The sequence below is a fragment of the Corallococcus sp. bb12-1 genome (genome assembly GCF_026626765.1).
GTDB classification, from domain to species: Bacteria; Myxococcota; Myxococcia; order Myxococcales; family Myxococcaceae; genus Corallococcus; species Corallococcus terminator.
Map to the genome: position 1 here is coordinate 1 of NZ_JAPNJZ010000017.1, position 18976 is coordinate 18976.

18 protein-coding genes are annotated in these 18976 nt (G+C 70.1%); 9 read left to right on the forward strand and 9 right to left on the reverse strand.

Translation table 11 applies throughout. The features are described 5' to 3' along the window. The 3 genes from OV208_RS20355 to OV208_RS20365 all read left to right on the forward strand — a co-directional run. The coding region (locus OV208_RS20355; RefSeq protein WP_267575514.1) for a hypothetical protein at window positions 1-190 on the forward strand (190 nt) is incomplete at its 5' end. Next, a complete protein-coding gene (locus tag OV208_RS20360) occupies window positions 190-1731 on the forward strand; it encodes an efflux RND transporter periplasmic adaptor subunit (protein ID WP_267575515.1) in 1542 nt (513 codons plus the stop codon). The genes OV208_RS20355 and OV208_RS20360, both read left to right, overlap by 1 nt. Window positions 1732-1738: 7 nt before the next feature. Further along, window positions 1739-4894, forward strand: a complete 3156-nt coding sequence (locus OV208_RS20365) for an efflux RND transporter permease subunit (RefSeq protein ID WP_267575516.1) — start codon at window positions 1739-1741, stop codon at window positions 4892-4894. Between the two features lie 36 nt (window positions 4895-4930). Here OV208_RS20365 and OV208_RS20370 read toward each other — a convergent pair whose 3' ends face one another. Next, window positions 4931-5308 carry a DUF1304 domain-containing protein gene (locus OV208_RS20370; protein WP_267575517.1) on the reverse strand — a complete coding sequence of 126 codons (378 nt, stop codon included), beginning with the start codon at window positions 5306-5308 and terminating at the stop codon, window positions 4931-4933. A 91-nt stretch (window positions 5309-5399) separates the two neighbouring features. On the opposite strand from OV208_RS20370, the gene OV208_RS20375 reads away from it, so the two are divergent. Together OV208_RS20375 and dbpA are read left to right on the forward strand one after the other, a co-directional pair. Beyond that, window positions 5400-5993 carry a TetR/AcrR family transcriptional regulator gene (locus tag OV208_RS20375; RefSeq protein ID WP_267575518.1) on the forward strand — a complete coding sequence of 198 codons (594 nt, stop codon included), beginning with the start codon at window positions 5400-5402 and terminating at the stop codon, window positions 5991-5993. A gap of 92 nt (window positions 5994-6085) precedes the next feature. Further along, on the forward strand, window positions 6086-7471 hold the full coding sequence (gene dbpA / locus OV208_RS20380) for an ATP-dependent RNA helicase DbpA (protein ID WP_120543534.1): 1386 nt from the start codon (window positions 6086-6088) through the stop codon (window positions 7469-7471). 82 nt (window positions 7472-7553) lie between these two features. Here dbpA and OV208_RS20385 read toward each other — a convergent pair whose 3' ends face one another. The 3 genes from OV208_RS20385 to OV208_RS20395 form a co-directional block, all read right to left on the reverse strand. Then, window positions 7554-8279, reverse strand: a complete 726-nt coding sequence (locus OV208_RS20385; RefSeq protein WP_267575519.1) for an abortive infection system antitoxin AbiGi family protein — start codon at window positions 8277-8279, stop codon at window positions 7554-7556. A gap of 104 nt (window positions 8280-8383) precedes the next feature. Beyond that, complete coding sequence (locus OV208_RS20390; RefSeq protein ID WP_267575520.1) at window positions 8384-9679, reverse strand: APC family permease; 1296 nt, start codon at window positions 9677-9679, stop codon at window positions 8384-8386. 57 nt (window positions 9680-9736) lie between these two features. Then, on the reverse strand, window positions 9737-10270 hold the full coding sequence (locus OV208_RS20395; protein WP_267575521.1) for a hypothetical protein: 534 nt from the start codon (window positions 10268-10270) through the stop codon (window positions 9737-9739). Between the two features lie 127 nt (window positions 10271-10397). On the opposite strand from OV208_RS20395, the gene OV208_RS20400 reads away from it, so the two are divergent. Then, entirely contained in the window at window positions 10398-11531 is a 1134-nt protein-coding gene (locus OV208_RS20400) for a hypothetical protein (RefSeq protein WP_267575522.1), read from the forward strand. Here the strand turns inward: OV208_RS20400 and OV208_RS20405 are convergent. Further along, window positions 11515-12570 (reverse strand): GNAT family N-acetyltransferase, encoded by a 1056-nt coding sequence (locus OV208_RS20405; RefSeq protein ID WP_267575523.1) that lies wholly within the window; start codon window positions 12568-12570, stop codon window positions 11515-11517. The genes OV208_RS20400 and OV208_RS20405 overlap by 17 nt on opposite strands. A gap of 232 nt (window positions 12571-12802) precedes the next feature. After that, entirely contained in the window at window positions 12803-13822 is a 1020-nt protein-coding gene (locus OV208_RS20410) for an endonuclease/exonuclease/phosphatase family protein (protein ID WP_267575524.1), read from the reverse strand. A gap of 406 nt (window positions 13823-14228) precedes the next feature. Between OV208_RS20410 and OV208_RS20415 the strand changes: the two genes are divergently transcribed. Continuing rightward, window positions 14229-15770, forward strand: a complete 1542-nt coding sequence (locus tag OV208_RS20415) for a DUF4173 domain-containing protein (RefSeq protein WP_267575525.1) — start codon at window positions 14229-14231, stop codon at window positions 15768-15770. Window positions 15771-15795: 25 nt separating this feature from the next. Further along, window positions 15796-16680, forward strand: coding sequence for an EamA family transporter (locus OV208_RS20420; RefSeq protein ID WP_267575526.1), 885 nt, complete (start codon window positions 15796-15798; stop codon window positions 16678-16680). A gap of 124 nt (window positions 16681-16804) precedes the next feature. Here the strand turns inward: OV208_RS20420 and OV208_RS20425 are convergent, their stop codons facing one another. Next, window positions 16805-17401 carry a TetR/AcrR family transcriptional regulator gene (locus OV208_RS20425; protein ID WP_267575527.1) on the reverse strand — a complete coding sequence of 199 codons (597 nt, stop codon included), beginning with the start codon at window positions 17399-17401 and terminating at the stop codon, window positions 16805-16807. 67 nt (window positions 17402-17468) lie between these two features. Between OV208_RS20425 and OV208_RS20430 the strand changes: the two genes are divergently transcribed. Then, window positions 17469-17897: a VOC family protein gene (locus OV208_RS20430; RefSeq protein ID WP_267575528.1), complete on the forward strand. Its 429-nt coding sequence runs from the start codon at window positions 17469-17471 to the stop codon at window positions 17895-17897. 9 nt (window positions 17898-17906) lie between these two features. Here OV208_RS20430 and OV208_RS20435 read toward each other — a convergent pair whose 3' ends face one another. Both OV208_RS20435 and OV208_RS20440 read right to left on the reverse strand, forming a co-directional pair. Continuing rightward, entirely contained in the window at window positions 17907-18368 is a 462-nt protein-coding gene (locus tag OV208_RS20435; protein WP_267575529.1) for a hypothetical protein, read from the reverse strand. Window positions 18369-18482: 114 nt separating this feature from the next. Beyond that, window positions 18483-18923 (reverse strand): hypothetical protein, encoded by a 441-nt coding sequence (locus tag OV208_RS20440; RefSeq protein WP_267575530.1) that lies wholly within the window; start codon window positions 18921-18923, stop codon window positions 18483-18485. Window positions 18924-18976 lie beyond the last annotated feature (53 nt).

The following is an 18976-nucleotide window of genomic DNA, read 5'->3' on the forward strand; positions in this document are numbered from 1 at the left end:
GGCAAAGCCCACCGGCGAAGCCTCGAAGCCCACGTGTGAGCACGGGGTGCAGAAGGCGCTCTGCTCCCGCTGCAACCCGAAGCTGTCCGCCGTCTACAAGTCCAAGGGGGATTGGTGCGCGGAGCACGAGCGGGCCGAATCCCAGTGCGTCATCTGCAATCCGAAGCTCGCCGAAAAAGGGGTGAAGTGATGGCTGCCCGCACCGCTCGGGTCGCGCCAGCCCTCTTGCTCGTCATCTTCGGGGCGGGCTGCGCGAAGGAGCCCCGTTCCGCGCCCGCGGAGGTGGCGTCCACGACCGGTGCGGGCGCCCCTTCGGCCTCGGCACAGCCTGCCCAGGTGAAGCTGTGTCAGCACGGGGTTCCGGCGGAGCTTTGCACCCGATGCAATCCGGAGTTCGAGGAGGTCTTCAAGGCGCAGGGCGACTGGTGCGCGGAGCACGGCGTGCCGGAGTCCCAGTGCCTTCAGTGCAACCCGAAGCGCACCTTCACGGCGCAGGCGCCGCAGGACTGGTGCGCGGAGCACTCGGTCCCCGAATCCAGGTGCACCCGGTGCAATCCCGCGCTGGTGACGAAGTTCATCGAGGCGGGGGACTACTGCCGCGAGCACGGCTTCCCCCTGTCCGTCTGTCCCATCCACCACCCGGAGCTCGCGAAGGCGGCGGGGGCGAGCACCGCCGCGCTGCCTCGCGTGCGCCTGGCCTCCGCGCAGACGGAGTCCGACACGGGGCTTCGCACCCAACGGGTCGAACGAAAGAAGCTGGCGCGGACGCTGGAGGTGGTGGGGCAGTTGGACTTCAACCAGAACCGTCGCGCCCAGCTTTCAGCGCGGGGCGAAGCGCTCATCCTGGAGACGCGGGGCGATGTTGGCGACGAGGTGAAGGCCGGGCAGCCGCTGCTGATGCTCGCCTCCGCGTCGGTGGGGGAAGGCCAGGCCCAGTTGGTGGCGGCGGCGGCTCGCGTGGTCGCCGCCCGGTCGGTCGTCGAGCGTGAGCGGCACCTGGTCTCCAGGGGCATCTCCGCCCAGCAGGCGCTGGAGGCCGCCGAGGCGGAGCTGGCCGCCGCGCAGGGGGCCTCCGAGAGCGCCCGCGCGACGCTGGGTGCGGCGGGGGCGGCGCCTTCAGGCACGGGAGGACGCTATGCCCTGACGTCCCCCTTCGCGGGCACCATCGTGGCGCGCAACGCCACCATCGGGCGCAGCGCGGTCCCCGGTGAAGTCCTGTTCGAGGTGGCGGACCTCTCCACCCTGTGGGCCTGGCTGGAGGTGCCGGAGGCGGAAGCGGGCTCCGTGCGTCCCGGACAGAAGGTCATCCTCTTCTTCGAGGGGCAGCGGGGGCCACCGCGTGAGGCCACGCTCAGCCGTGTCGCCAGCTCGGTGGATCCGCGCACGCGCACGGTGCGCGTGCGCGTGGAGCTGCCCAACCCGGATGGAAGCCTCAAGGCGGGGGCCTTCCTGCGGGCGCGGATCCAGGTGTCCGACGAGAAGGAGATGCTCCTGGTGCCCCAGGTCGCCGTGCAGCGCGCGGACGGCAAGAGCCTCGTCTTCGTCAAGACGGGCGCCGGCATCTTCGAGCCCACCCAGGTGGAGCTGGGCGACGTCTTCTCCGACTCCGTGGAGGTGGTGAAGGGCCTCGCTTCCGGAGCGGAAGTCGTCACCACGGGGGCCTTCCTCCTCAAAACGGAAGTGCTGAAGGACTCCATCGGGGCGGGCTGCTGCGAAGAAGGAGGCGGGTGAGCCGGCCATGCTGACCCAGACCATCGACTGGTCCCTCAAGCACCGCGGCGTGGTGCTCGCGGCCACGCTCGCGCTCATTGTCTCGGGCCTCCTCGCCTTCCGCGACCTGCCCATCGACGCGCTCCCCGACACCACGCCCACCCAGGTCCAGGTGAACGTGGTCGCGCCTGCCCTGACCCCTGTCGAGGTGGAGCGACAACTGACCCTTCCCATCGAGCAGGTCCTCGCGGGCCTGCCGGGACTGGAGGAGCTGCGTTCGGTCTCCAAGTTCGGCCTGGGACAGGTGACGCTCCAATTCAAGGAGGGCACCCAGGTCTGGTTCGCCCGGCAGGTCATCAGCGAGCGGTTGGGAGCGCTGCAACTGCCCGCCGGGGTGGCGAGGCCGACGCTGGGCCCGGTCGCCACGGGCCTGGGGGAAGTCTTCCACTACCTGGTGAAGAGCAGGACGCAGAGCCTGGAGGAACTCGGAGCGCTTCATGACTGGGTCATCGCTCCCCAACTGCGCAGCGTGTCCGGCGTGGCGGAGATCAACACCTGGGGCGGTGCCGAGCGGCAGTGGCACGTCATCGTCGACCCGAGGCGCCTGCAGAAGTTCGACCTGACGCTCGGGGATGTCTACCGCGCCCTGGAGACGAACAACGCCAACGTGGGGGGCGGGGTGATGGAGCAGGGCGGCGCCGCGAGCCTCGTCCTGGGCGTGGGCGTCCTGGAGGACGGCACGCAGGTGGGCGACGTCGTCATCGCCGCCCGGCAGGGCGTTCCGGTGCTCGTGCGGGACGTGGCGCGGGTGGAGGTGGGCCGCGAAATCCGGCGCGGCGCCACCACCGCGGACGGGCAGGGGGAGGTGCTGCTGGGCCTGGGCTTCATGCTGATGGGAGAGAACTCCCACACCGTGACCGCGGCCCTGGCGAGTCGCCTGGAGGAGGTGAAGAAGAGCCTCCCCCGAGACGTGACGGTGGAGCCCGTCTATGAGCGGACCGAACTCGTGGACCTGGTGATCCGCACCGTGGAGAAGAACCTCTTCGAGGGCGCGCTCCTGGTCATCGCGATCCTCTTCCTCTTCCTGGGCAACGTGCGCGCCGGGCTCATCGTCGCCGCGGCCATTCCGCTGTCCATGCTCTTCGCGTTCAACGGCATGCTGCGCTTCGGCATCGCGGGCACACTGATGAGTCTGGGCGCCATCGACTTCGGCCTCGTCGTCGACTCCTCCGTCATCCTGGTGGAGAACGCGGAGAGGCGACTGGCGGAGGCGAAGGGCGGACGCAGCATCCTGGAGGTGGTGCGGGATGCGGCCGTGGAGGTGAGAAAGCCCACGCTCTTCGGCGAACTCATCATCATGGTGGTGTACCTGCCCATCCTCACGCTGGAGGGGGTGGAGGGGAGGCTGTTCCGGCCCATGGCGCTGACCGTCATCCTGGCCCTGCTGGGCAGCGCCCTCATCTCCATGACGCTGATGCCGGTGCTGGCGTCCTTCGCGTTGCGCAAGGGGGCTGCGCACCACAAGGAGCCCTGGCTGGTCCGCGTGCTCAAGCGGGGCTACCGGCCGCTCCTCGAACGGGCCCTCGGGCATCCCCGGACCGTGCTCGGTGTCGCGGTGCTCCTGGTGGTGGGGGCGGGGCTTGGGGCCACGCGGTTGGGACGCGAGTTCGTCCCCCGGTTGTCGGAGGGCACCGTCGTCATCAACACCGTGCGCCTGGCGGAGGTGTCGCTGTCGGAGTCGGTCCGCTACGGAACGCAGTTGGAGAAGGTGCTGCTCGCGAAGTTCCCCCACGAGGTGAAGCGCGTGTGGACGCGCACGGGTTCACCCGAGGTGGCCACGGAGACGATGGGCATTGAGCTGGCCGACGTCTTCATCACCTTGAAGCCCCGCGAGGAATGGAAGCGGGCGGCGACACAGGACGGGCTCGTCGCGGAGATGAAGGCGGAGCTTTCGGACATGCCCGGCATGCGCATGGCGTTCCTCCAGCCCATCGAGATGCGCGTCAACGAGATGGTGGCCGGCGTGCGCAGCGACGTGGGCATCAAGCTGTTCGGCGACGACCTGGACATCCTCAAGGCCAAGGCGAAGGAGATGGAAGCGCTGGTGCGTGCCATTCCAGGGGCGACCGACGTCACCGTGGAGCAGGTCACGGGACAGCCCGTTCTGGAGGTGGTGGTGGACCGCGCGGCCATTGCCCGCCATGGCATCCCCGCGCGCGATGTCCTGGATGTCGTGGAGGCGGTGGGCACCCGGAAGGCGGGCGAGGTGCGTGAAGGGGAGCGGCGGTTCGACCTCGCCGTGCGCCTCGCGGAGGACTACCGCGAGCGGCCCGCGAAGCTCGCGACGGTGCTGGTCGCTGCGCCCGATGGGTCGCGGATTCCGCTGGGGCGCCTGACGATGATTCGCGAGGTGTCCGGCCCCACCACCCTCCAACGTGAGTGGGGCAAGCGACGCATCGTGGTGCAGGCGAACGTGCGCGGGCGGGACCTGGGAGGCTTCGTCGCCGAGGTGCGCCGGACACTGGAGGCGAAGGTGGCGTTTCCCCCCGGCTACTTCCTCCGGTATGGCGGGCAGTTCGAGAACCTGGAGCGCGCCCAGGCCCGGCTCCTCGTCGTGGTGCCGGTGGCGCTCGCGCTCATCTTCGGGCTGCTCTATCTCACCTATCGCCGCGTGCTGGACTCGGTGCGCATCTTCATGGGCGTCCCCTTCGCGCTGGTGGGCGGGGTGCTGGCCCTGCTGGTGCGAGGCCTCCCGTTCTCCATCTCCGCCGCGGTGGGCTTCATCGCGCTGTCGGGTGTGTCCGTGCTGGGCGACATGGTGCTGGTGTCCCGGGTGCGTCAGTTGCTCAACCGGGGGCGTCCATTGCAGGAGGCCCTCCGCGAGGCGGCGCTCTCGCGGCTGCGGCCCGTGCTGATGACGTCCTCGGTGGCCGCCATCGGCTTCCTGCCCATGGCGCTCAACACGGGCGTGGGGGCCGAGGTGCAACGGCCTCTGGCTACGGTGGTGATTGGAGGAATCCTGTCGTCCACCTTGCTGACGCTCGTGGTGCTGCCTGTCCTCTACTCCGTCTTCGGTGCTGGCGCGGATGCCACCCGTGAAGGCGGGCCGAAGGTGGACGACGAAGAGGACGGTGGGTTCGAGGACGGCGCCCGGAGCGGGACGAAGGGGGACGCTCGGTCCTGATGCAGCCCGCGAGGCTCGGGCTGCCCGACGCGCGGCTCAGACGGCGACGAGCGCGATGGCCAGCAGCGGCAGCAGGCCCTGGACGAGGCTGGCCGTGAAGAAGCGGCGGTTGCTCGTCACCAGCACCAGCGCGGCCAGCAACATGCACGCGCAGCCGAACATCACGGCCGCCACGCCCGACGCCACCGACGCGGTGTGCACCAGCGCCACACCGACGAAGACGCCCAGCGCGAGGAACAGGTTGTAGAAACCCTGGTTGAGCATGATGGGCTTCGCCACGTCCGCGTCCGACTGCGACTTCAGTCCGAAGCGCTTCCACACCTTCGGCCGCGAGAAGAGGACGCTCTCCATCACGAAGAACAACACGTGGATGAGCGCTGCGATGACCGCGAAGACCTGTGCCAGTGGCGACATGATGACTCCCCCTCCGGGGTGGGCTATTCTGTACCAGTCAGTTCCGAACCCATATTGAATCGGTCGGTTCAGAATTGTCAAGGAGGGTGACGTGGCGCGGACGCGGGCGTTCGATGAGACGGTGGCGGTGCGGGCGGCGCTGGGGGTGTTCTGGTCGCGGGGCTACGAGGCGACGTCGCTTTCGGACCTGGAGTCCGCGACGGGGCTGAACCGCTCCAGCCTGTACCAGGCGTTCGACAGCAAGCGCGCGCTGTTCACTCGCGCCGTCGCGCTGTACCTCCAGGAGGTCATCGCGCCCCGGCTGGTGGTCTTCGCCACGGGCACGCCGGGCCTGGAGCAGGTGACGACCTATTTCGAATCGCTCGCGACGACGATGGGCACCGCCCCGCCGACGCTGACGCGGCGGGGGTGCCTGCTGGTGAATACGGCGACGGAGCTGGCCCCGCACGACGCGGAGGCCCACCAGGCGGTGGAGGACTACCGGGCCCTGCTGATCGGGCACCTGACGCGGGCCCTGGAGGGCGCGGCGCGGGCGGGTCTGATGCCCCGGAAGACGGTGGCCCGCCGCGTGGAGCTGCTCGTGGGGGCTGTGATTGGCGTGCTCGTCACGGCGCGCGTGGACCCGGCCGCCGCGGCGAGGCTGGCCCGGGCGGCGGCGAGCGAGGTGGCGGGCTGGGCGGGGTAGGGCGGGGCCGGGCTTGTCCGGCCCCTGAAGACTGCTACAAGGGCGCGCGTTACCCCCCGAGGCGCCCCGTGCCTCCGTCCCCCGAGGCCCTGATGGATTTCTCCGCGCTCGCGCTGTCGCCCCCGCTGCTCCAGGTGTTGGAGGAGCTGGAGTTCCGCACCGCCACCCCCATCCAGGCCCAGACCATCCCGGTGTTGTTGCAGGGCAAGGACCTCGTCGGGCAGGCCCGCACGGGCAGTGGGAAGACGGCGGCGTTCGCGCTGCCCATCCTGCAGAAGGTGAAGCTCACCCAGGACCGGAGGCTCCAGGCGTTGGTGCTCTGCCCGACGCGCGAGCTGTGCGCGCAGGTGGCCGGAGAGATCCGACGGCTGGCGCGGCGGATGCCCGGCGTGCAGGTGCTGCCGCTGGCGGGTGGGTCGCCCATCAAGCCCCAGGTGGAGGCGCTGGAGAAGGGCGTGCACATCGCGGTGGGGACGCCGGGGCGCATCCTGGACCTGTTGGACCGCGAGGTGCTGGACCTGCGGCACCTGGCGACGGTGGTGCTGGATGAGGCGGACCGGATGCTGGACATGGGCTTCCGCGAGGACATGGAGCGCGTGCTCGGCGCGACGCCGTCGAAGCGGCAGACGGTGCTCTTCTCCGCGACGTTCCCGGACGACATCGAGAAGCTGAGCCGCGCGTTCCAGAAGGACCCCGTGCGGGTGTCGCTGGCGCAGGAGGAGGCGGCGCCGGACATCCAGCAGGTGGCGTACGCGTGCCAGCCGGAGGAGAAGCTGGGGATGCTGCTGCGCATCCTCAAGCAGCACCAGCCGACGTCCGCCATCGTGTTCTGCAACTTCAAGGCGGTGGTGGTGGAGGTGACGCGCGAGCTGGTGAAGGCGGGCGTGAGCGCGGACGGGTTGCAGGGGGACCTGGAGCAGTTCGACCGGGACCGGGTGATGGCGAAGTTCCGCAATCACAGCACGCGCGTGCTGGTGGCCACGGACGTGGCGGGCCGGGGCATCGACGTGGAGGCGCTGGACGCGGTGGTGAACTACGAGATGCCCCAGCAGCCGGAGGCGTACGTGCACCGCATCGGGCGCACGGGCCGCGCGGGCCTGCGCGGTCTGGCCATCTCGCTGGTGACGCGCTCGGACAGCCGGAAGGTGGAGGACATCGAGGGCACCACGGGCGTGAAGTTGGAGAAGGGCGATGTGGAGGCCCTGGTGCCGGAGAACATGCCGGGGGTGTCGCTCATCTCCGGCTGGGAGACGCTGTCCATCTCCGCCGGGCGCAAGGACAAGATGCGCCCGGGTGACATCCTGGGCGCGCTCACGGGCGAGGCGGGCGGGCTGGCCGCGACGGACGTGGGCAAGATAGAAATCCACGACCACCACGCCTTCGTCGCTGTCTCCAAGCGCGTGGTGAAGGTCGCCTTCCAGCGCCTGAGCGAAGGCCGCATCAAGGGGCGCAAGCAGCGCATCGAGCGGGTGAAGTAGGGAACTACTAACGAACTACTAATTTTAGTAGTTCATTAGTAGTTCGGGCCTGATGTGATTCCTGTGCTCCGGGCACTCCTGCCTACCCGGGCACGCTCTTGCGCTCGGTCCGTGATGGAGGTGGCGCTTCCGCGTGCTTCGCCAGCGCTTCGGCGATCTGCGCCTCCTTCCATCCAGGGTCCAGCACCGGGCAGAAGTAGCCCGGTCCCGCGCGCTCCCGCACCGCCCAGGCGAAGAAGTCCTGCGCCAGCGTGTGCAACTCTTCCGGCAGGAAGAGCGCCGCGACGTCGTACTCCGTGAAGCGCAGCAGCCCCGGCACGCGCCACTCCCGCTCCCAGTCGAAGCGGTAGTTGTAGGGCGCGTTGTGCGCGTCCCCCTGGATGTCCACGAAGGGCGTCACCGCCCACACGGGTTCCTTGTGCGGCTCCTTCGCCGTCAGCGCTTGAGCCAACTGGTGCTTCATCGCCAGGTGCGCCGGGGAGCCGTACTGCACGTACCAGACGGGGCCTCCTCCCTGCGACAGGATGAAGCTCTTGCGGAACGCGATGCCGTACAGGCTCCTGCGCTGCACCAGTCGCCCCAACTGGTCGATGGGAATCTCGCTGAAGCACACCGAGCGGCTCCGGTCCGCCACCTTCGCTTCCCTCCGCGCGATGCCAAACCCCTCCGCGCCCGGGATGAGCGTGCGCGCTCCCAGGATGCTCATCATGTTCTGGTAGGCGTCATGGTACGGGGGCCCGGGCTTCGTGAAATGCACCACGAAGTCGGACATGTCCCGCCACTGCGCGTTCGCCTGATACCCGAGCATCGACCTGGAAACCCCCGGGGGAGTCTCCCGGCCCGGTCACCTCTTCGCAACATGACTTGGCAGGTAGTCCCGGCGCCTGCCCGCCCCTCGTGCGGACAGCCTGCTCAAGGCTGGGGGCCGGGCGCTGGAACCCTCGGCCGCGACAACTGCATGAGCGCGAACCCCACGAGCACCGCCAGCGAAGCGACCGCTGCCTCGCGGGCGCTCGCGCCGAAGGCCACCAGCGTCAACCCCAGCACCAACGTGGGCACCGCGAGCAGCGCGTGCGCCGGCTTCAGGTTCCGCTCCCGCCGCAGCGACAACACCGCGAGCGCGGCGGCGGTGACGCCGAATTGCATCAGCACCGCGATGGCGGACAGGGCGAAGAGCTCCGACAGGTCCCCCAGGTTCACGAACCCGATCACCAGCACCCACGTCACGAAGAGCGCCCGCATCGGCACGCCGGAGGTCGTCATCCGCTCCAGCCCGAACAGCGACCGCTCGCCGGAGGCCAGCGTGGACAGGTAGCGCGGCGTCGTCACCAGCGTTCCCAGGCAGATGCCCAGCGCGGACACGCTGGTGCCCGCGTTCACGAAGCGCTCCAGCCCCTGGCCCCCCCAGACGCCCGCCGCCTGCACCAGCGGCGCGGTCGCCTGCGCGAGGCCCGGCAGCGCCGCCACGCACGCCCACGTGAGCCCCACGTACAGCAGCATCGCCACCAGCAGCGAACCCACCGTGGCCAGCGGCACCGTGCGCTCCGGTGAGCGCACCTGCCCGGCGATGACCGGGACGATTTCGAAGCCCTGGAAGGCGAACATCACCGCGAGCCCCGCCTTCAGCCACGACCCTCCCGTGGCGGGCAGCGGCGCCGGCAGCTCTCCGGCGGAGGGCAGGAAGAAGAAGGCCCCCAAGAGCGCCACCAGGGGCACCAGCTTGAGCACCGTGAGCGCCGTCCACGTCCTCGCGGACACGCGCATCCCGGTCGCCACCAGCGCCACCAGGGCCGTCACCAGCACGGTGGCCAGGAAGCGCTCGCCCACCGGCCCCGCCAGTCCCAGCGACGGCGCCAGCGCCCGCGCCAGGCCCGCGTTCACCGCGGAGGCACTCAGGAAGGCGCTGACGTAGGCCACCCAGCCAACCAGGAACGAGGCCCGCTCGCCGAAGGCCGCGCGCGCGAAGACGACGGGCCCTCCGTCCGAGTCGAACCGTCGCCCGAGCACCGCGAACGCGAGCGCCACCGGCACCAGCGCCAGGCCCGTCACCGCGAAGGCCCACACGGCGCCCATCCCCGGCGCCTGGGCTGCCACCTCCGCGGGCGCGAAGAAGATGCCGACGCCCACGATGCCGTTGACGCCGAGGGCCAGCAGTTGGAAGGGACCGACGGTGCGCCGGGGTGCTTCGCCAGCAGGAAGGGTGGACACGGCCCGCAGTTCACTACACCCGCCGTCCCGGCACCATGGGCACCCCTCCTTCAGGCCTCACGGATGGGAGAGCACCAGGCTGAGCGCGGCCATGCGCGCGGACGCGGAGTCCTGTCCCAGGGCCTTCGGGATGGAGACTCGCACGTCGTCCTCGCGTCGGTCCCCACAGGCGCGCGTGCCGGCGTAGTGCTTGCGGTCGCGTTCGATGATGAGGTTGTAGCCACACGGCCCCACCGACCCCGTCAGCTCGTCCGGACTGAGCGTCAGCGACGAGGGCTGGCCCGCGAAGTTCCCGGACATCTCCACCACGTCCGGCCGTTCGCGCACGGAGAGGTCCACCGGCTCCTTGCCCACCGTGCCCTGGATGCGCTGATCCGACAGCTTCAGGTCCACGGGACGCTGGAAGGCCTCTCCGCTCAAGGCATCGTTCGTCATCCGCAAGCGCAGGTCTGGACCTTGGATTCCTTGCGCATCCACGCTCGCGCGCACGGTCGTCCGGGGTGTCTTGAGCTCCACGATGTCGTCCGTCTTCGCGACGGCGGATCCGCCCGCGAGCAGGGCGGCGACGCTGAGGATGCAGGCGGTCTTCATGCTCCAAAGCTGGGGCGTCGGGCCGCGCGCCACCAGGGGCGTGCCCCGGTTGCTCGGGGGGCCGCGTCCGGGCGGTCCCTCTGCTCCGCTTCCGGTGGTGAGGGAGCGCCGTGATATCGGTTGCCTCGTGTCCCGCTCCCGCCTGCTGGCCCTCGTCCTCACCCTCGTCGCCCTCCTGGTCGCCGCCTGGCAACGCTTCCAGGCGGTGGAACGGCTGTCGCAAGACTTCGACGAGGCGACCTACCTGCCCATCGCCTACACCTACGCGGGGATGCTCGACGAGGGGCGCTGGAGCGACATCGGCGGGGTGCGCGAGAACTTCGAACACCCGCCGCTGGTGAAGCTGCTCTTCGCGCAGGCGGTGCGGACCGCGCACGCACCCGAGCCCGACTGGGAGAACGTGCCCATGGGCCAGCGCCTGCCCGACGCCGCTCGGCCCGCCTTCCGCGTGACGCGGGGCCTGTCCGCGGTGGCCGGGGTCGTCCAGGTGGGGGTGCTCGCGACCGTGGATCCGGTGGGTGCGCTCCTGCTCGCGTGGGATCCGTACCACACGAAGTACACGTCCCAGGCCTACCTGGAGGCGGTGCCCGGGCTGCTGGCGACGCTCGCGCTGCTGGCCTTTGAACGCGCGCGGCGGGGCGCGGCGGGTTTCGCATCCCCGTGGCTCGCGGTGTCTGGCGCGCTGCTCGGTCTGGCGGCGGCGGGGAAGTATCCGTACGGGCTGGTGGGCGGGCTCACGTTCCTGCCGTTCCTGGTGCTGGGCGCGCGGACCCGGTGGCGCGCGTGGGCCGCGTTCGTCGTGCCCACGGTGGCGGTGTTCCTGCTCGCGAACCCCGCGCTGTGGTCGTCGCCGTTCGCGTCGCTGTGGGAGTCCGTCACGTTCCACTGGGACTACTCGCACAGCGAACACGTGCGGAGGAGCGCGCTGCCCTGGTACCAGCCGCTCGCGTTCCTGGTGGATCCGTGGCTGTCCCGGTCGCAGGAGGGCATCTACCTCACGTCCTTCAACACGTGGGCGCTGATGCCGCTGGCGGTGGTGGGCGGACCCCGGACGTGGCGCGAGCGGCCCGTGTGGGCGGTGGGCGCGGTCGTGGGGCTGGTGTTCCTGCTGCTGTGGAGCACGAAGTGGCCGCAGTACCTGCTGCTCGTCCTGCCCGCGCTGTGCGTCTGCGCGGGCTCGGGCGTGCGGACCGTGGTGGGGTGGGGCTCAAGGCTCGTGCACCGGGCCCTCGCCCGGCGCCGCATCAGCGCAGGTGCGTGAAGACGTTCAGTGACTCGGGCAGGGGCATGTTCGAGTTCGGCAGGAGGCACGTCAGCTTCGCGCCCCCGGGCAGGGGCATCCAACCCGCCCGCAGCATCACCGAGGCCGGGAGGCTGGGGCTTCGCAGCATGCCGGCGCAGGCCACGCCCCGGCGCTCCATGTCCTGCATGACGCCCTGGAGCAGGCGCTGCCGGTCCGCGCAGGACACGGACTCATCGAAGGCCACCAGGTCCACGACCTCCGACATGACGGAGTGGGAGCCCTGGCCCGTCAGCTCGAGGCTGTATGTGTTCACGAATCCCTGCACCTCACCGTCATGTTCCAGCACGAAGGTGCGCGGCACGTCCTGGTACTGGAGCTGGTGCGCCAGTCGCTCGGCCGTATAGGTGAAGCCCAGGGTCACCGGCTGCATCATCCGCCGCACCAGGCTCAGGCAGCGGAGCAGGTCGTTGGGGTGATAGGGCCGGATGCCCCGGGTGTCTGATTCCCGGAAGCCCTGGCAGAGGAAGGGACGCGCCAGCATGAGCAGGTGGCGCTGCGTGTCCGTGAAGGCCCCGCGCGCCAGTGCCCGGGCATCAAAGACATGCGCCCAGAGCCCCAGCCCCTGGATGTGGCGTTTGTTCCAGGCCTGCTTCCAGAAGCTCGACTCCCGCGCGCCCGTCGTCACACAGCTCAGGGAGAGTCGGGCCCCGCGATCGCGGTGGCGATGCAACAGCTCCCGCGCCAGCTTCCCGGCGACGCCTTCGCCCCGGTGCGAATCCGCGACGCTCGCCCGGCTCCCGTGGGTGCCGTCCACCTCCTGGGCGCCCAGGCGGATCCGCGCGGGCTCCGCGAACAGCGTGCCCACCAGTGTTCCCTTGTCGTACGCCGCCAGCAGGTAGTCGCGAGGAGCTTGTCCGCCCCGGAACAACAGCCAGTCCATGAAGCGCGAATTCCAGACAGGAAGGGGGACCGTCTTGCCGTAGCTGGATTGCCAGACGCGGTTGATGAACCAGGCTGCCTCCGCGGCGTCGCCTTCGAAGGTGCGCACCTCAACCATGGCGCCCTCCCGAGGAAGGGACGATGCGGCCCTGGGTGGGTGTGGCGCGCCGAGCCCTGACGCGCGGCGGTTGCTGCGACCTTGGCCCCGGCATGGATTCCATGTCTGGGAAGTTAGGGAGGGCTGGAGGGTGGGTAAGCAGCCCCCGAGGGCATGGGGGACGGGGCTTCAGTGTTCAGTGTTCAGTCCACCGCAGCCATGGCCATGCGCGACGGGGCCCGGCCGCGACTTCTCAGGGATTGCTCAAGGACGCGGGTCCGAGGAAGAAGTCCGCCATCACCGCGCCGTGGTCGGAGCCGCCGTAGCCGTTGCCTTCGCGCGCCACGCGGAAGGAGCCGGGGACATAGGCGCCGCCGCCGGCCGCGAGGTAGAGGTGGTCGATGGCCTGCCGCTGGTTGGAATAGACATACGTCCAGACCTCGGTGGAGGGCCGGTCGCTGGAGACGCGCAGCAGGGCGCCGTCCCGCTCCATCGCGTTGAGGGCCTCGGAGCCGGGGACGTCATTGAGGTCTCCGCCGAGCACCACCAGCGCGTCCGGGAACGCCGCCGCCACGCCCACGACGATCTCCCGGGACACGGTGGCTTCGGCGATGCGGCGGCCTGGATCGTCATCCACCTTGGAGCGGAAGTGCGCCGCGAAGACGATGACCTCCGCGCCGTACACGTTCAGGTGCACCTCCAGCAACTCGCGTGAGAAGCGCGTGGCGGAGCCGTCCGGGCGGTAGATGTAGCGGTCGCGGTGGCGGCGCACGTCGATGATGGGGTGCTTGGAGAGGACCGCCACGTCCACCGACGCCACGGTGCCAATCTCTCCCAACTGCGCGTGGCCGAAGCCCGGCGTACGACGCTGGAGTTCGTCCAGGGACGCCTGGGTTTCAACCTCCTCCAGCAGCACCACCTCCGCGTCGAGCGCGGTGATGGCGCGGGCCAGCCGCTCCGCCTGCTGTTCGAACTCCGCCTGCGTGGGGATCTCCTCGTAGTTGGAGCCGCCGCAGGAGCCGGAGTCGCACACGGTGTCGAAGAGGCGGTGCACGTTGTACGCGGCGATGCGCACGCGGCCGGCGGATCCTTCCGGAGGCGCTCCACCGTCGGGCACCGAGCAGGCGCTGGAGAGACAGGCGCCCGCGTCCGGCGTGGGCAGGGTCTGCGCGGGCCGGCCATCACATCCCGCGAAGGCGAGGAAGAGGCCGCACAGGGAGAGGTGGGAACGGAGCGAACGGGAGCCGAAGGGAAGCCGCGACGAAGGTGACATCGGGGCGGCAACCTAGCACCGCCTTCCAGCGCGCTTCCGGGCGGACCGGGCCCGAATCGTCCGACGCAGCGCGGCTCGCCCGTCCCTGGGACCGGGAGTCCGTGCACGACCGGACGTGCCGCATCCGGGCGTCCTGTGATGACCGCTCACGCGGGCACCGGCGCCGTTCAGCAGAATGGGGTACCGCACCAGGCCCGACGTCGCCGACCGTTCACCTGCGAGCCGGCGCCGTTCACCGCTGGGATGCCGCCCGGAGCCCTGACCGCGCCGACCGGCCACGGGGGGACTGGCGCCGTTCGCCGTGCCTCCGCGACCGCTCGTTCCCGAGGTCACCCTCCGTGCGGGCGGGCGTGTGCATCCTGTCCGCATTCCGAGCCGCTTGAGCGCGCTTCGAGGTCCCACCGCCATGACCCCGTCCCTGCCCATGTCCCCCCTTCCTCCTCCGGCCGTCGCCGCTCCGGGCCCGGCCCCGTCGTGGATGCCCTGGGTTCGCGACCCGCGCCGGATGCTCCTCGCGTCCCTGTCGCTGGGACTGCTCGCGGAAGTCCTGCTGGACCGGGCGCGCTGGGGCCTGGGCTTCCCGGTGCTGGTGGCGGCCCTGGTGGGAACGCTCGCGTGGCTGGGGGGGCGTGAAGGCTGGCAGCGCGCGCGGCCCAATGCGTGGCTGCTGGTTCCGCTGGGCCTCGTCACCGGCTTCGTGGCGGTGCGTGACAGCGCGTGGCTCCTGTCGCTCAATGTCCTCACCGCGGGCGTGCTCCTGATGTTGCTCGCGCACTTCTGGGCCGCGGGCCGGGTGGAGCGGCTGGGGCTCACCGCCTATCCCGCCGTCGTGCTGGGCGCCGTGTTCCAGGCCCTGCGCTATCCGCCGGCGCTGGTGAAGCAGGGCGTGGATGCGCGCGGCCTGCGCGCCCATGCGCCCCGCCTGTTGTCCCTGGGGCGTGGCCTGCTGCTGACGCTGCCGGTGCTGCTGGTGTTTGGCGTGCTGCTGGACTCGGCGGATGGGGTCTATGCGTCCAAGATGGACCGGTGGCTGTCATTCGACCTGGGGCTGGACGCCCTGGTGGGGCGGAGCATCGGCGTGGCCTTCAGCGCGTGCGTGGCGGCCGGAGTGCTGGGCCATGCGCTGCGCCGCCGTGCCTCCAAGGAGCGGGGCGACACGGAGGCGGAGCCCGCCACGCCGCGTCTGGGTCTCATCGAAGCGATGATGCTCATCCTCGCGGTGGATGCGCTGTTCTTCGTCTTCGCGTCCTTCCAGGTGGCGTACCTGTTCGTCGGGGATGCGTCGTCGCCCGCGCCCGGCTACTCCTTCGCGGAGTATGCGCGGCACGGCTTCTTCGAACTGGTGGTCGTGTCGCTCCTGACGCTCGCGCTGGTGATGGCCCTGACGCGCTGGACGCGGCGCGAGTCACCCGTGGCGCAGACCGTGTTCCGTACGGGCGCGTCGCTGATGGTGGTGCTCACGCTGGTCATCCTCGCCTCCGCGATGAAGCGCCTGTCGCTCTACGAGGACGCCTTCGGCTACACGCTGCTGCGCGTGTACACGCACGTCTTCATGATGGCGCTGGGGGCGGCGCTGGCCTGGCGCGCGGTGACGCTGTGGTGGCGCACGGAGCGCTTCGCGGTGGGGGCGCTCGTCACGGCGCTGGGCGCGGTGGTGGCCCTCAATGCCCTCAACCCGGAGGCCTTCATCGCGCGCCACAACCTGGAGCGCCATGCGCTCACCGGTTCGCTGGACGTGGAGATGCTTTCCCAGCTGTCCGCGGACGCGGTGCCCGCGCTGATGCCGGCGCTCTCTGTCTTATCGGAGGGCGAAGGGGCCCAGCTGTTGAACCGGCACCTGGACCACCTGTCCCAGCGGGACACGGTTCCCGAGTGGAACTTCTCCCGCTTCATGGCCCGCCGGGCGCTCCTCCAGGCCGGTCCGTGGCGGGAGCCCGTGAATCCCTGAGGCGCGGTGGCTAGAGTCCGCCGCCATGACCGAAGCCGCCGGACGCCGTGCCTCGCCGCTGTCCCCGATTCCCGCGGTCCTCATCGCCGTGGTGAGCGTGCAGGGCGGCGCGGCGCTGGCCAAGGGCCTGTTCCCGGCGGTGGGCGCGACGGGCGCGGCGGGACTGCGGCTGGTGCTGGCGTCGGTGATGTTGCTGGCGTTCTTCCGGCCGCCCCTGACGCGCTACACCCGGGCGCAGTGGGCGGCCATCATCCCCTACGGTCTGGCGTTGGGCGTGATGAACCTGACGTACTACCTGGCCATCGCGCGCATCCCGCTGGGGCTCGCGGTGACGCTGGAGTTCGTGGGGCCGTTCGCGCTCGCGGTGGTGGGGTCGCGCAAGGCACAGGACTTCCTGTGGGTGCTCTTCGCGGCGACGGGCATCGTGCTGATCACGCCCTGGACCGCGCGGCCCGGTGGGTTGGATCCGCTGGGCGTGGTGTTGGCATTGGCGGCGGGCGCGTGCTGGGCCGTGTACATCCTGGTGGGCGGTCGGCTGTCGAAGCTCGTGCCGGAAGGGCAGGGGGTGGCGGCGGGCATGGTGGTCGCGACGCTGGTGGTGCTGCCGTTTTCGCTGGTGGGCGGCCATCTGGAGCGGCTGACGCCGGCCCTGTTCGCGGCGAGCGTGGGCGTGGCGCTGTTGTCCAGCGCCCTGCCGTACACCCTGGAGATGATGGCCCTGGGCCAGCTGTCCAGCCGCGCCTTCGGCATCCTGATGAGCCTGGAGCCCGGCGTGGCCACGGTGCTGGGTTGGGTGGTCCTGCACGAACAGCTCACGCCCCTGCAATGGATGGCGGTCGCGCTGGTGAGCGTGGCTTCGGCGGGGGCGACGCTGACCGCGAAGCGTCCGCCCCCGCCTGTTGAAGTGTGAGGGACGCTAGGGCGAGCAGGCTCCGTCGTAGGTCAGGATGACCAGGCCGGCGTTACCACCCCCGCCCCCGGAGTCTGGCGGGGCTCCGGTTGTTCCATGTGTCAGTGATACATTCCTGTCGCGCTCAGGCCGGCGCTGCCGCGAGCCCGTCGATGAGGGCCTTGAGCACGACGCGCCACTCCGCCGGATCCGCGCCGCCTTCAATGGCAAGCGCCGCCCGGTCGTAGGCCGCGCCCAGGAGCTGGGCCGTGGCATCGAGCGGCAGCGCGCGCAGGGCGTTCACGCGCATGGCGGCGGACAGGCCCTCGCGCAGCGTCCGTCCGCCGTGCAAGGCGTCGATGGCATGCAGCTCCCGACGCCCGAGCACGGCCGGCGCGTCGATGAGGAGCAGGCGCGTCCGGCCGGGAATCGCCATCGCGGCCAGGAAGGCCTCGCCGCCCTTCAGCAACGCGTCGAGGGGAGAGAGGTCCTCCGGCGCGGCGCGTTCAATCTCCTCCGCGACGGCACGGGATTCCGCTTCGACCACCGCCCGGAAGAGCGCCTGCTTGTCCGCGAAGTGGTGGTACAGCGCGCCCCGCGTGACCTCGGCCGCGGCCACCAGTTCGGGCGTCCCCGTCCCCGCGTAGGAGTGCTCGATGAAGAGCTTCCGCGCGGCTTCGAGCAGCGCCGCGCGCGTCGTCTCCGACCGTTCCTTGTTGGTGCGGCGTTTGCCGTCTTGCATGCACGCAGCCTGGAGATTAGTTTCTACGTACAGACTGTATGTTTCTTGGGCGCGAAAGGAAAGCTGAATGAAAACGACCAGTTACTACCCGGTTTTGATGACGAACGAGGTCGCGAAGACGGCCGCCTTCTACGTCACGCACTTTGGCTTCCGCGCGCTCTTCGAGGCGGATTGGTACGTCCACCTCCAGTCGGCGGAGGACGCGCGGGTGAACCTGGCGATCCTCGACGGGCGCCACGCCACGGTGCCGGAAGTGGCCCGGGGGCGGCAGGCGTCGGGCCTCCTGCTGAACTTCGAGGTGGAGGATCCGGATGCCGAGTACGCCCGGGTGAAGGCGGCGGGTCTGCCCATCCTGCTGGAGCTGCGCGACGAGGACTTCGGGCAGCGTCACTTCATCACGGCGGATCCGAACGGCGTCCTCATCGACATCATCAAGCCCATCCCGCCGTCGGCCGACTTCCAGGCGCAGTATGCGGAAGGCGCGCAGCCGAAGTAGGCCCAGGCTTCAGAAGTGGACGACCAGGTCGAACCGGCAGTGGCGGGCCATCAGGTCCAGCAGGGTGTCCAGCGGTGCGTCCAACCGGTGCTTGTAGAAGTCCAGCCCGAGCAGGGACTGGTCCGGCTGTCGTTGATCCGAAGCATCCAGCATGGGGTGCAGCCGGGTCGTGAGCCACGCTCGGGTCCAGCGTCCGTCGGTCCGGGCCAGGAGGGGGCGCCGATCCCGCACGACCAGTTCGACCCAGAGGTGGCCCGCCGTGGCGAAGGTGGAGCGGAAGCCCTTCGGCAGGTAGCTGACCGGGTATGTCTTTTCGCGCCAGCCGTCGGGGTGCCGCTCCATCGCGGGCGTCAGGCAGATGAACTCCAATTCCTTCCACGCGATGGGGATGGGTTGGAGGAACCAGGGGCGCAGCACGACGCCCTCCTCATCGAAGTCCACGTCCAGCGGCAGGCTGCGATGGGTGCACATCGTCGGTATCACTCCGGGCGCTGGGGGACTGGCAACGCAGCGAGTTCGGCGCTCTTCGGGCCTGCATGAACTTCGTGAAAATCTGGGCGTCCTGCGCGCACGTCCCCTGCACGCTCAGGTCGCGGCAAGAAAGACATCCGCATTGCCGGCCTCGCATTTCCAGTCGGCGAAGACACCCACGAGCTGGCAGGCCACGCACAGGCACCCGATGTAGTACCAGCGAACGTCATTCGTTCCATCGTAGAGGGCCACTCCCGACAGGAGTTGGAAGACCTGCTCCGAGCAGGCACAGTCGTGGCGTTCGAACTCCGCTTCGTCCGCATACTGGGCACTGTCTCCCATCAGGTGGACCGAGCCGCAGGCCGCGCAACTGCGTCTCGCCGCGCCCGCATCCTCATCGCTTTCGAGCTTGAACGTCGCGTTCCCGCACGAGCAGACGGACGCGGAGAACCGCGTGGAGGGATACCCGTTGAGCTGGCTGAACCTGACCATCTCGGCCTGGACATCTTGGGGGCCGGTTCCGTACCAGTACCTGCCCTTCTTCTTCAGCGCCATGGAGCTGCTCCTGTGACGGAAGTGGGAGTGGAGCACTCCTGGGCCCAGAAAGC